This window comes from Piscinibacter sp. (genome assembly GCF_050175855.1).
GTDB lineage: Bacteria > Pseudomonadota > Gammaproteobacteria > Burkholderiales > Burkholderiaceae_C > Piscinibacter.
Genome location: NZ_JBFXIO010000113.1, coordinates 1 through 12,334 on the forward strand (window position 1 = coordinate 1; position 12,334 = coordinate 12,334).

Annotated in this window: 14 protein-coding genes; 4 read left to right on the top strand and 10 right to left on the bottom strand. The window is 68.8% G+C overall.

All coding sequences use genetic code 11. The features are described from left to right. Positions 1–1,616: YgiQ family radical SAM protein (locus tag AB7U92_RS10760; protein WP_428576190.1), on the bottom strand; the 1,616-nt coding region annotated here is incomplete at its 3' end. Positions 1,617–1,745: 129 nt separating this feature from the next. Between AB7U92_RS10760 and AB7U92_RS10765 the strand changes: the two genes are divergently transcribed. After that, positions 1,746–2,741, top strand: a complete 996-nt coding sequence (locus AB7U92_RS10765; protein ID WP_428576191.1) for a hypothetical protein — start codon at positions 1,746–1,748, stop codon at positions 2,739–2,741. Between the two features lie 36 nt (positions 2,742–2,777). On the opposite strand, the gene AB7U92_RS10770 is transcribed toward AB7U92_RS10765, so the two are convergent. Next, entirely contained in the window at positions 2,778–3,443 is a 666-nt protein-coding gene (locus AB7U92_RS10770) for a Crp/Fnr family transcriptional regulator (protein WP_428576192.1), read from the bottom strand. 219 nt (positions 3,444–3,662) lie between these two features. Here AB7U92_RS10770 and trxB point away from each other — a divergent pair, with 219 nt between their 5' ends. From trxB to rpmG, 3 genes are all read left to right on the top strand, one after another. Further along, positions 3,663–4,613, top strand: a complete 951-nt coding sequence (gene trxB / locus AB7U92_RS10775) for a thioredoxin-disulfide reductase (protein WP_428576193.1) — start codon at positions 3,663–3,665, stop codon at positions 4,611–4,613. A 90-nt stretch (positions 4,614–4,703) separates the two neighbouring features. Then, positions 4,704–4,937: a 50S ribosomal protein L28 gene (gene rpmB / locus AB7U92_RS10780; RefSeq protein ID WP_112188296.1), complete on the top strand. Its 234-nt coding sequence runs from the start codon at positions 4,704–4,706 to the stop codon at positions 4,935–4,937. Between the two features lie 14 nt (positions 4,938–4,951). Further along, a complete protein-coding gene (rpmG, locus tag AB7U92_RS10785) occupies positions 4,952–5,119 on the top strand; it encodes a 50S ribosomal protein L33 (RefSeq protein WP_428576194.1) in 168 nt (55 codons plus the stop codon). Positions 5,120–5,185: 66 nt separating this feature from the next. Here rpmG and AB7U92_RS10790 read toward each other — a convergent pair whose 3' ends face one another. The 8 genes from AB7U92_RS10790 to AB7U92_RS10825 form a co-directional block, all read right to left on the bottom strand. Further along, positions 5,186–6,409 (bottom strand): DesA family fatty acid desaturase, encoded by a 1,224-nt coding sequence (locus tag AB7U92_RS10790; RefSeq protein WP_428576195.1) that lies wholly within the window; start codon positions 6,407–6,409, stop codon positions 5,186–5,188. 128 nt (positions 6,410–6,537) lie between these two features. Then, a complete protein-coding gene (locus AB7U92_RS10795) occupies positions 6,538–7,797 on the bottom strand; it encodes an RsmB/NOP family class I SAM-dependent RNA methyltransferase (protein WP_428576196.1) in 1,260 nt (419 codons plus the stop codon). Then, the gene (gene purN / locus AB7U92_RS10800; protein ID WP_428576197.1) at positions 7,797–8,423 is read right to left on the bottom strand and encodes a phosphoribosylglycinamide formyltransferase; all 627 of its coding nucleotides are present in this window, start codon (positions 8,421–8,423) and stop codon (positions 7,797–7,799) included. Before purN ends, AB7U92_RS10795 begins: the two co-directional genes overlap by 1 nt. Continuing rightward, positions 8,420–9,724 carry a tryptophan--tRNA ligase gene (locus AB7U92_RS10805; RefSeq protein ID WP_428576198.1) on the bottom strand — a complete coding sequence of 435 codons (1,305 nt, stop codon included), beginning with the start codon at positions 9,722–9,724 and terminating at the stop codon, positions 8,420–8,422. The genes purN and AB7U92_RS10805 overlap by 4 nt, the downstream gene beginning before the upstream one ends. Before the next feature lie 38 nt (positions 9,725–9,762). After that, entirely contained in the window at positions 9,763–10,122 is a 360-nt protein-coding gene (locus tag AB7U92_RS10810; protein WP_428576199.1) for a RidA family protein, read from the bottom strand. Further along, positions 10,119–10,751 carry a glycerol-3-phosphate 1-O-acyltransferase PlsY gene (gene plsY / locus AB7U92_RS10815; protein WP_428576200.1) on the bottom strand — a complete coding sequence of 211 codons (633 nt, stop codon included), beginning with the start codon at positions 10,749–10,751 and terminating at the stop codon, positions 10,119–10,121. The genes AB7U92_RS10810 and plsY overlap by 4 nt, the downstream gene beginning before the upstream one ends. Before the next feature lie 80 nt (positions 10,752–10,831). Then, complete coding sequence (locus AB7U92_RS10820; protein WP_428576201.1) at positions 10,832–12,175, bottom strand: HAMP domain-containing sensor histidine kinase; 1,344 nt, start codon at positions 12,173–12,175, stop codon at positions 10,832–10,834. 6 nt (positions 12,176–12,181) lie between these two features. After that, a partial coding sequence (locus AB7U92_RS10825) for a winged helix-turn-helix domain-containing protein (protein WP_428576202.1) occupies positions 12,182–12,334 on the bottom strand: 153 nt, incomplete at its 5' end.

Below are 12,334 nucleotides of genomic sequence, written 5' to 3' on the forward strand. Positions count from 1 at the left end.
GTGACCAGCTCCTTCACGTACTCCGGCGAGCGCACCGCCAGGTCGTAGCGCAGCCCCGAGCCGATCAGGATCTTCTTGATGCCGCGCAGCGCCCGGGCACGGCGGTACATGTGCACCAGCGGGCCGTGGTCGGTGTTCAGGTTCGGGCAGATACCGGGATAGACGCAGCTCGGCTTGCGGCAGGCCGCCTCGATTTCCGGGCTCTTGCAGCCGATGCGGTACATGTTGGCCGTCGGCCCGCCGAGATCGCTGATCACCCCGGTGAAGCCCTTGACCTTGTCGCGGATCTCCTCGATCTCGCGGATCACCGAGTCTTCGCTGCGGCTCTGGATGATGCGTCCCTCGTGCTCGGTGATCGAGCAGAAGGTGCAGCCGCCGAAGCAGCCGCGCATGATGTTGACGCTGAAGCGGATCATCTCCCACGCCGGGATCTTGGTCGGCCCGTCGTGGCCGCCGCCCTCGTCGGCATAGCGCGGATGCGGGCAGCGCGCGTAGGGCAGGTCGAACACATGGTCCATCTCCGCGGTGCTCAGCGGGATGGGCGGTGGGTTGATCCAGACATCCCGGTCCGCATGACGCTGCACCAGCGCCCGCGCATTGCCGGGGTTGGTCTCCAGGTGCAGCACGCGGTTGGCGTGGGCGTAGAGCACCGGGTCGCTCTTCACCTGTTCGTAGCTCGGCAGGCGGATCACCGTGCGCTCGCGCGGCGGCATCGTGATGCGGCCGGTGGCTTTGGGCACGAACCTGATCGGCTTGACGTCTTCGGCCTTCGCGCCCTCTTCCTTCGCACAGCTCGCGCCCTGCGACGCGGCCGCTTCGGACGTGGTCAGGTACGGATTGATGTGCGAGTCGATGCGGCCCGGGCGGTCGACCTCGGTCGAATCGATCTCGAACCAGCCCTCGGCCGTCGGGTCGTCGGCGCGGCGCATGAAGGCGGTGCCGCGAACGTCGGTGATTGCCTCCACCGGTTCCTTGCGCGCCAGGCGGTGGGCGATCTCGACGATCGCGCGCTCGGCGTTGCCGTACAGCAGCAGGTCGGCCTTGCTGTCGACCAGGATGGAGCGGCGCACCTTGTCCTGCCAGTAGTCGTAGTGGGCGATGCGGCGCAGGCTGGCCTCGATGCCGCCGAGCACTACGGCGACGTCGTTGTAGGCTTCCTTGCAGCGCTGCGCGTAGACCAGCGAGCTGCGGTCGGGCCGCTTGCCGCCCTCGCCGCCGGGCGTGTAGGCGTCGTCGCTGCGGATCTTCCGGTCGGCGGTGTACCGGTTGATCATCGAATCCATGTTGCCGGCGGTCACGCCGAAGAACAGGTTCGGCTTGCCCAGCACCTTGAACGGATCGGCCGACTGCCAGTCGGGCTGCGCGATGATGCCGACGCGAAAGCCCTGCGCCTCCAGCGTGCGGCCGATCACCGCCATGCCGAAGCTCGGGTGGTCGACGTAGGCGTCGCCCGTCACCACGATCACGTCGCACGAATCCCAGCCGAGCGCATCCATCTCGGCGCGGCTCATCGGCAGGAAGGGCGCCGGCCCGAAGCGCCGTGCCCAGTACGGCTTGTAGCTGGTCAGCGCGCGGGCGCCGGCAGGCGGGCGGCGGGTGTCGAGGGCGGTACTCACGCCCGGATTGTCGTTGCTCGCCGGCTCCCTAGGGGTTGGGGGGTGATCGCGGGCGCGGCCGGCGCGGCGTGCGCTGGGAGCCGTGCCGGGTCACACTCGCGGCTGTCTTCATACCCCTCCGAGGCCGAATTGAACCGACCCAGCGCCCGCATCCGAATCGCCGTCGCCGGCATTGCCGCTGCCGCACTCGTCGCCTGTGGCGGCGGTGGCGGCGCCGACGAGCCGACCGTCAAATTTCCGAGCGACATCCGCACTGGCGTGGCCTCGGCGGGCGCCGACATCAACACGTCCAATCTGCCCGAAGTGTCCACGGATGCGATCGAGGCACTGCTGTCCGCGCTGGGGGGAGACGTTTCCGTCAGCCAGCCGCTGGGAACGGCGCGCTCGCAACCCCTGCACCTGGCCGGGCGGGCCGCGGCACACCTGACGCGCGCCGAACGCGCGCGGCCGCTGGCGATCGAGCAGGACGTGCAGGCTTGCGTCGCCGGGGGCACGGTGACGGTCACCGTCGATGACGCCGACAACAATCGGCTGCTGACCACCGGCGACACCGTGACGTTCTCGTATGCCGATTGCCTCGGGGGAGCAGGCGCACCGGCGATCAACGGTGGCTTCACGATGCGCTTCAACGCGGTCGTGCTCGATACGCGAGCACAGCCTGCGGCATTCGACGCCACGGTCACGATGGATCTGCTGTCGGTGGCCAGCATCGGCAGCCTGGACGGCTCGGCGCGGCTGTGGGTGTCGCCGGTGATCGGCGGCCTGCGCAGCTTCGTGCGCTACCAGGACATGGTTTCCGTGACCAACACCGACACCGGCGAAGAGGTCGCCATCCTCAACTTCGACGTCGATCGCACCGAGTCTGGCACGACCGTTGTGGCGAGCATCAACGGCAGCCTGCAGCTCGGCAGCGACATCTATGTGCTGACTCAGATCACGCCGTTCGACATCACCACCAGCGACCCGGGCTCGGGACAGCTGCGGATGACCGATGCGCAGGGAGACCGCCTCCTGATGACGGCGCGCGCGAGCGTGGTCGACGTCGATCTGTTCCTGGCCAGCAACAGCACATCGACTCCCGACTCCAGCATCGTCGGGACACCCTGGGCTTCCTTCAGGCAGTGACGCGCCCCACCCGCGCAGGGCGCGATCGGGCGGGCATCAGCCGGTGAGCTGCTCCTTGATGATCACCGAGCCGTTCTCCTGCGTATGGACCATGCCGCGCTCCTCCAGGTCCTTCATCACGCGGCTGACCATCTCGCGCGACGCGCCGACGATCTTGGCCAGGTCCTGCCGCGAGACCTTGTTGCGGATGATCTTGGTGTCACCGTCCATCTCGGCCATGTCGAGCAGGGCGCGGGCGACGCGGCCGTAGACGTCGAGCAGGGCCAGCGACTCGATCTGCCGGTCGGCACTGCGCAGGCGCTGCACCAGGCCACGCATGATCGCGTACGACAGGCTGGAGTTCTCCGGCAGGCAGCGGGCGAACTCGGCGCGGCCGAGGATCAGCATGTCGGTCTGCACCTCGGCACGCACCGTGGCCGAATGCGGCTCGTTGTCGATCAGGCTCATCTCGCCGACGTAGTCGCCGGGCTGCAGCACGGCGAGGATGACCTCGCGGCCGCGCGAGTCGGAGGTCAGCACGCGGGCGCGGCCGGTCAGCAGGATGAACAGCGCGTTGGACTTCTTGCCGTGCTCGACGATGATCTCGCCGCGCCGGAAACGCCGCTTGACGACGCTGTCGGCGATGCTCTGCGCCTGATCGTTGGTGAGCATCGAAAAGAGCGGCACACGCCGGATCAGGTCCAGGTTGGAGAGCATCGCCATACGTTTTCCCTTCGTTCTGTTTCGAGTGCTGTGGCCGGTCGGGCCCTGTCAGCGGACGCCGGGTTGCGCCCGTGCGCGTGAAAATGCCACATTTCAGCGCCGGGGACTATTGTCGTCATTACGAGAAATGACGCCAACCGGTTCCGGCCCCATGCCAGACTCGCGACCCTGAGTTGTGGTGTCATTGCCGACACTTCCCCGTTTTCGAGGCGTTTTCCCATGAGCACCCCCACCCTGCACGCCCAAGTCCTGATCCTCGGCTCCGGCCCGGCGGGCTACCCCGCTGCCGTCTATGCCGCCCGCGCCAACCTCAAGCCGGTGCTGATCACCGGCATCGCCCAGGGCGGGCAGCTGATGACCACCACCGAGGTCGACAACTGGCCGGCCGACGTCGACGGCGTGATGGGCCCCGAGTTGATGGCGCGCTTCCAGCGCCACGCCGAGCGCTTCAACACCCAGATCGTGTTCGACCACATCAACCAGGTCGACCTGAGCCAGCGCCCGTTCACGCTGACCGGCGACTCCGGCAGCTACACCTGCGACGCGCTGATCATCGCCACCGGCGCCAGCGCCAAGTACCTCGGCCTGCCTTCGGAGCAGTCGTTCATGGGCCGCGGCGTCAGCGGCTGCGCCACCTGCGACGGCTTCTTCTACCGCGGGCAGGAGGTCTGCGTGGTCGGCGGCGGCAACACCGCCGTCGAGGAAGCGCTGTACCTGTCGAACATCGCCAGCAAGGTGCACCTGATCCACCGCCGCGACAAGTTCCGCGCCGAACCGATCCTGGTCGACAAGCTGATGGAAAGGGTGAAAGCCGGCACGATGCAACTGCACCTGTGGCACACGCTCGACGAGGTGCTGGGTGACGACTCCGGGGTCACCGGCGTGCGCATCCGGAACACGCAGAGCGACGCCAGCACCGACATCGCGCTCAAGGGCTGCTTCATCGCCATCGGCCATCAGCCCAACACCGACATCTTCAAGGGCCAGTTGGAGATGAAGGACGGCTACATCATCACCCGCGGCGGCCTGAACGGCATGGCCACGATGACCAGCGTGAACGGGGTGTTCGCCGCCGGTGACGTGCAGGACCACGTCTACCGCCAGGCGATCACCAGCGCCGGCACCGGCTGCATGGCGGCGCTGGACGCCCAGCGCTTCCTGGAGCAGTAGAGCCGGCCGGAAATCAGCTATACTCGCGGTCTTTGCCGAAATCCGTCGGCACGAAATCCATTGGATAGACCTGAAGCGAGGTAGCGAGCGATGGCACGCGTCTGTCAAGTCACGGGCAAGCGCCCGATGGTGGGGAACAACGTCTCCCACGCCAACAACAAAACGAAGCGCCGTTTCCTGCCGAACCTGCAGTACCGCCGCTTCTGGCTGGAAACCGAAAACCGCTGGGTGCGTCTGCGCGTCAGCAACGCCGCGCTGCGCCTGATCGACAAGGTCGGCATCGACCAGGTGGTTGCCGATCTTCGCGCCAAGGGCGAACTCTGATCTAGGAGCACGACATGGCCAAAGGTGGACGCGAGAAGATCAAGCTGGAATCGTCGGCCGGCACCGGTCACTTCTACACGACCGACAAGAACAAGAAGACGACGCCCGAGAAGATCGAGATCATGAAGTTCGATCCGAAGGCGCGCAAGCACGTGAAGTACAAGGAAACCAAGCTGAAGTAATCGCTTCAGCCGCTTCCAATGACAAAGGGCCGCTTCCGCGGCCCTTTTGTTTTGGGTGATGCGCCCTCAGGCGTGGGCGGCGCGCAGCTTGAGCGAGAACTCGCGCAGCGCGGCGATGCCGCTGTCCTCGGCCTTGCGGCACCAGGCCTGCAGATCGGCCACCAGCTGCTCGGCCGACACGTTGGTACGCGTCCACAGCTGGCGCAGTTCCTCGCGCATCGCCACCAGCTTCGCCAGCGAATCGGAACTGGCCGCCGCCTGGGCCACCGTTGCGCGCAGCTCGGCGGGGATCTTCTCCTCGTCGCGGTGCAGCCAGCGCTGCGCGAGCAGCATCTGCTTGACGCGCGCGGTGTTCTCGCCGCCCTGCGCCTTCAGGCGCTCGAGTTCGGCGCCGCAGGCAGCGCGCATCTCGTTCGCGTACTTGGCCATCACCTCGTAGCGGTTGGCGATGATCGCCTCCAGCGTCTTGCCGTCGGCCACCGGCTTGACCTCACCGAGCTTGAGCATCGGCGGCGTCTTGCGCACCTTGGCCCAGCCCAGCGTCTCGAGCACGCGGATGTAGAGCCAGCCGATGTCGAACTCGTAGGGCTTGACCGACAGCTTGGCCGAGGTCGGGTAGGTATGGTGGTTGTTGTGCAGTTCCTCGCCACCGATCACGATGCCCCAGGGCGAAACGTTGGTGGAAGCGTCCTGCGCCTCGAAATTGCGATAACCCCACCAGTGGCCGATGCCGTTGATGATGCCGGCCGCGGTGATCGGGATCCACAGCATCTGCACCGCCCACACCGTGGCGCCGATGGCACCGAACAGCATCAGGTCGATGATCAGCATCAGCCCCACCCCCTGCCAGCTGTAGCGGGTGTAGAGGTTGCGCTCGAGCCAGTCATCGGGCGTTCCGTGGCCGTACTTGGTCAGCGTCTCCTGCACCTTGGCTTCGGCGCGGTAGAGCTCGCTGCCTTCGAGCAGCACCTTCTTGATGCCGCGCGTCTGCGGGCTGTGCGGGTCGTCGACCGTCTCGCACTTGGCGTGATGCTTGCGGTGGATGGCCACCCACTCCTTGGTGACCATGCCGGTGGTCAGCCACAGCCAGAAGCGGAAGAAATGGGAGGGGACGGGCCCGAGGTCCAGCGCACGGTGTGCCTGGGAACGGTGCAGGAAGATCGTCACCGCCGCGATGGTGATGTGCGTGGCCACCAGCGTGAAGGCCAGCACCTGCCACCAGGTGGTCTCGATCAAACCATTGGACAGCCACGACACGATGCCGTCCCAAACCGACGAAAGAATTTCCATGAACCCGCCTAGATCGCCGTCAAGAACAACGGCAGTGCGATTGTAAGTGGCGGGGCTCCGGATGGAACGCGGAAACTACGTGATGTCACACCGCCACTTGACTGCAGATGGCGGCTATTTGCGACCGATCAAGTCTTTTGCCACAACGCAGCAAAGAAGCCATCGGTGGCGTGCCGATGCGGCCAGAGCCGCAGGCAGCCATTGCGCACCAGTTCGAAGCTCCTGTCCACGCGGGCAGCGGCGAGCGCCTGCTCCGCCGGCAGCGGAGTGAAGCTGCCCTGGCTGGCCACGGTGAACGCCTCGGCAATGGCTTCGTTCTCTTCCCTGAGCAGGCTGCAGGTGGCGTAGACGAGGCGACCGCCCGGCTTGAGCAGGCGTGCCGCGCTGGCCAGGATGGCCGCCTGCTTGGCGCGCAGCTCCTCGATGCCCTGCGGCGTCTGGCGCCACTTGAGGTCGGGGTTGCGGCGCAGTGTGCCCAGGCCCGAGCAGGGCGCGTCGACCAGCACGCGGTCGATCTTGCCGGCCAGGCGCTTGATGCGCTCGTCGCGCTCGTGGGCAATCTGCACCGGGTAGACGTTGGACAGCCCGCTGCGCGCCAGCCGCGGCTTGAGCGCCGCCAGCCGGTGACCCGAAGTGTCGAACGCGTACAACCGACCGGTGTTGCGCATTGCCGCGCCGAGCGCCAGCGTCTTGCCGCCGGCGCCGGCGCAGAAATCCACCACCATCTCGCCGCGCTTGGCATCGAGAAGCAGCGCCAGCAGCTGGCTGCCCTCGTCCTGCACCTCGACGTCGCCGCGGGTGAAGACCTCGAGCTTGTGCAGCGCCGGCTTGCCGTGCACGCGCAGGCCGATCGGCGAGTACGGCGTGTCCTCGGCTTCGATGCCCACCTGGGCGAGCGCCGCCTTCACCTCGTCGCGCCTGGCCTTGAAGGTGTTGACGCGCAGGTCCAGCGGCGCACCCGCACTCATGCTCTCGACGAACGGCCAGAAGTCGTCGCCGAGCTCGCGCTGCAGCGCCTCGGCCAGCCAGTCGGGCAGGTTGTGGCGCAGCTTCTCGGCCAGCGCCGAGCGGTCGACGGCCTGCACCTGGGCCAGCCACTGCTGCTCGGCCTCGGACAGCGCGGCGCGCAGGAAGCCCTCGTTGCCCTGCCAGCCGAGGACGGCCAGGCGCCGCTCCATCTCGCCCTTGCCCGACTGCGCCAGATGCTGGAACAGCAGGCGCTGGCGCAGCACGGCGTAGGTGGTCTCGGCCAGGGTGTGGCGCTCGCGGCTGCCCAGCGCCTTGTGCTGGCGGAAGAAGTCCGACACCACGCCGTCGGCCGGGTGCTTGAACTGCAGCACGCGGTGCAGCAGTTCGGTGGCGAGTTCGAGCAGGGCGTTCGGATGCATCAGACGAGAAGCTGGGGTTCGCCGCGCAGGTGTCGCACGCTCTGGCCTTCCACGCGCAGCAGGCCGTCGACCAGCCAGCGCACGGCGCGCGGATAGAGCACGTGCTCCCGTGCGAGTACGCGGGCGGCCAGCGTCTCTTCGGTGTCGCCGGGCAGCACCGGCACCACGGCCTGGGCGATGATCGGCCCGTGGTCGAGTTCGGCGGTGACGAAATGCACCGTCGCGCCGGCCGCCTTGCAGCCGGCCTCGATGGCGCGCCGATGCGTCTGCAGCCCGGTGAAGGCCGGCAGCAGCGAGGGATGCACGTTGACCATGCGGCCGGCGTAGTGCGCCACGAAGCCCGGCGTGAGGATGCGCATGAAGCCCGCCAGCACCAGCAGGTCGGGCGCGAAGGCGTCGATGGCCTCGCGCAGTGCCGCGTCGAAGGCCTCCCGCGACGGATGCGCGCGATGGTCGACCACCGCGGTGGCGATGCCGCGTGCGCGGGCGAAGTCCAGGCCGGCTGCGTCGGTCTGGTTGCTCACCACGGCCGCGATGCGCGCGTTCCAGCCCTCGGTGGCGCAGGCCTGCACGATGGCCTCCATGTTGGAGCCGCGTCCCGAGATCAGGACGACGATGTTCTTCATTCCTCGGCCATCAGCTGCACCAGTGCGGCAGCGACGTCGGCCTCGCCGACGCCTTCCGGCCGCGCGGCAGGCACCCCGGCCAGCGCCGCCGCACCTTCGCGCTTCAGGCGGGCCACGCACTGGCCCGCGTCCTTGCCGGAGGCGAAGCCCTCGCTCTGCAGCAGCAGCCGGCCGTCGCCCGACAGCAGCTTGAAGTAGAAGCGGCCGTCGGCCTCGCGGTACTGCTTGAACTCGGGCTGCTTCGGCTTGCCCTGCGCCCGCTTCTCGCCCGCCGTCGACAGCGCCGCCGTCATGCGCCGCAGGCCGACCGCCTCGCGCAACTGCGCGAGGAACGGCGCGGCAATGGTGCGGGCCTTGCGCGCACCTTCCATCAGCGCCTCCTCGATGCGCGCCGGGTGGGCGATCAGCGACTCGTAGCGTTCGCGCATCGGCGCGATGTCGCGCTCCAGCCGCTCGTACACGCGCTGCTTGGCGTCACCCCAGCCGAGCCCGGCCTTCAGGTCGGCGCGGAACTGCACCCGCTCGTCGGCGCCGGCGAAGGCCTCGTAGATCGTCACCAGGTGCGCGCTGTCCGGGTCCTTTGGCTCGCCGGGCAGCTTCGAATCGGTGACCACGCGCGCCAGCGCCGCCTGCAGCCCCTTGGCGCCGCCTTCGAACAGCGGAATGGTGTTGTCGTAGCTCTTCGACATCTTGCGGCCGTCGAGCCCGGGCAGCGTGGCCACCTGCTCGTCGACCACCACCTCTGGCAGCACGAAATGCTCGCGGCCTTGGCCGAAGAGGTGGTTGAAGCGCTGCGCAATGTCGCGTGCCGTCTCGAGGTGCTGGACCTGGTCGCGGCCCACCGGCACTTGGTGCGCGTTGAACATCAGGATGTCGGCGGCCATCAGGATCGGGTAGCTGAACAGGCCCATGGTCACGCCGGCGTCGACGTCCTCGCCCGCCTCGAGGTTGGCGTCCGCCGAGGCCTTGTAGGCGTGCGCCCGGTTCATCAGCCCCTTGGGCGTGACGCAGGTCAGCAGCCAGGTCAGCTCGGGGATCTCGGGGATGTCGCTCTGGCGGTAGAAGTAGACACGCTCGGTGTCGAGGCCGGCCGCGAGCCAGGTCGCCGCGATCTCCAGGCGCGAGCGCTCGATGCGCGCGGGCTCGTCGCACTTGATCAGCGCGTGGTAGTCGGCGAGGAAGAAGAAGCTCTCCACGCCGGGCTGCCGGCTGGCGGCGATGGCCGGGCGGATGGCGCCGACGTAGTTGCCCAGGTGCGGCGTGCCGGTGGTGGTGATGCCGGTGAGGACTCGTGTGGTCATAACCCCGTATTGTCGCCGCGCTCGCGGCGTCGCCGGCATCAGATGGCCGCGGTGACCACGATCTCGATCTTCCACTCCGGCCGGGCCAGCTTCGCCTGCACCGTGGCGCGCGGCGGTGCGTCGCCTGGCGGCACCCAGTCGTCCCAGACGGCGTTCATGCCGTCGAAGTCGGCCATGTCGGCCAGGTAGACCTGCGCCATGAGGATGCGCGCGCGATCGGTGCCGGCCTCGGCCAGCAGCCTGTCGACCATCGCCAGCACCTGCGCGGTCTGGCCGCGGATGTCCTGCGTGGCATCGTCGGGCACCTGCCCGGCCAGGTAGACCGTGCCGTTGTGCACCGCCATCTCCGACAGGCGATCGCCGACGTGGAAGCGGTGCAGGCCGTGCTCGAGGTTCATGGCTTGCCTCCGTGGGGCTTGGCTTTCTGGCCCAGTTTGCTTTCGTTGCCCTTGAGCAGCTTCTGGATGTTGGCGCTGTGGCGCCAGATCAGCAGCAGGCCCATCACGGCCACCGCGATCGCGGTCGGCCCGGCGCCCCAGATCAGCAGCTGGTAGAACGGCGCGAAGGCTGCCGAAACGATGGCCGCCAGCGACGAATAGCGGAAGAAGGCGGCGATGATGATCCAGGTCAGCAGCGTCGCCGCGCCCAGCCAGGGGTTGAGCGCGAGCAGCACGCCGGCTGCGGTGGCCACGCCCTTGCCGCCCTGGAACTTGAAGAACACTGGCCAGAGGTGGCCGAGGAAGGCGGCCAGGCCCACCAGCGCGGCCGTGCCCTCGCCCAGGCCGTACCGTCCGCCATAGATCGCCACCAGCAGCACCGGCACGTAGCCCTTGAGCGCATCGAACACCAGCGTGAGGATCGCCGCCGCCTTGTTGCCCGAGCGCAGCACGTTGGTGGCGCCGGGGTTGCCCGAGCCGTAGGTGCGCGGATCGGACAGACCCATCAGCCGGCTGATGATCACCGCGAACGACAGCGAGCCGATCAGGTAGGCCGCGAGCGCGGCGAGAAGCGGGAGCAGACCCTGCATGGGAAGCGGAGAAGGTGCGTGCGACGGGCCGCCATTCTGCACCCGCACGCGGCACCCGCCGCCCCGGTGCAGCCCGGGGGTCAGGCCGCTGGCAGGGCGAGCACGAAGACGCTGCCGCCGCCGGGCCGTGCCTCGCAGCGCACGCTGCCGCCGTGGCGCTGGGCGATCTGCCGCACCAGGCTCAGGCCGAGTCCGACGCCGCCGGCCTGCTCGGCGTGGCCGGGCAGTCGGTAGAACGGCTCGAAGATGCGCTCGCGCAGCGTCTCGGGCACGCCGGGGCCGCGGTCGCAGACCCGTGCTTCGGCCCCGGCCGGGGTTCGCGCAAGTTCCACCTTCACCTCGTCGCCGCCATAGCGGCGCGCGTTCTCCAGCAGGTTGCGCAGGGCGCGCCGCAGCAGCCGCTCGTCGCCGCGCACCTGCAGCGACGGCCCGTCCACCTCCGCGTCGACGCGCGCGGCCTCCTCGGCGGCCAGGCCGAGCAGGTCGACCGAGTCGCGGCGGTCCAGCGTTTCCGAGGCGTCGAGCCGGCTGGCCAGCAGCACCTCTTCCACCAGCGCGTCGAGCTCGGCCACGTTGGTCTCGATCTCGCGCTTGAGCTGATCGCGCTGTGCCGGCGACACCTCGTCGAGCATCGACACGGCCATCTTCATGCGGGCCAGCGGCGATCGCAGCTCGTGGCTGGCATTGGCCAGCAGCGACTTGTTGGACTGCACCAGGGCCTCCACGCGCGCCGCTGCGTGGTTGAAACTCGCAGCCACGGCCGCCACCTCGTCGCGACCGCTCACCACGACGCGGTGGTCGAGCTGCCCGGCGCCGAAGCGCTCGACACCACGCTTGAGCGACTCCAGCCGTCGCGTCAGTCGCCGAACGACCGGATAGGCGCCCGCCGCCACGGCGACGAACAGCACCGACAGGAACACCACGACACCCACGCCACGCGGCAGGCCCGGCGGCATGAAGGGCAGCAGAACGTCGTCGGGCGGCCCGCCGCGCGGGTCACGCCGCGGGCCCGGCGGCTCGCCCGGTCCCGGAGGGGGCGGGCGCAGGCGCGGCCGCACGATCCACAGCGTGCGCCCATCGTCGAGCTTCACCGACGAGATGCGCGCGCCCTGCTCGCCCTGGCGGCGCTCGAACAGCTCGGTAGCCACGATGCGCTGGCCTTGCGCGTCGTCGAGTGCCAGCGCGATGCGCAGGCGGGTCGACCAGTCGCGCACGGCCGCCGCCTGTTCGTCGGCCGGCGCTCCTGCCCCGGGCAGCGCCCGCTGCAGCAGCTCGGCCCAGGCGACGGTTCGGTCGCCCACCAGGCCCTCGACGCGCACGCGCTCCTGGTCGAGGTGGCGCTGGAACACCCAGCCCGACACCGCCGCGAACAGCAGCAGCACGGTCACCACCGTCAGGTAGATGCGCAGGTACAGCGACTTCATCGAGGCTCAGGACTCGTCGTCGGCGTCCTGCTTCTTCGCGAAGACGTAGCCGGCGCCGCGCACAGTGAGCACGCGCCGCGGCGTCTTCGGGTCGTCCTCGATGACCGCCCGGATGCGCGAGATGTGCACGTCGATCGAGCGGTCGAAGGCCTCCAGCGG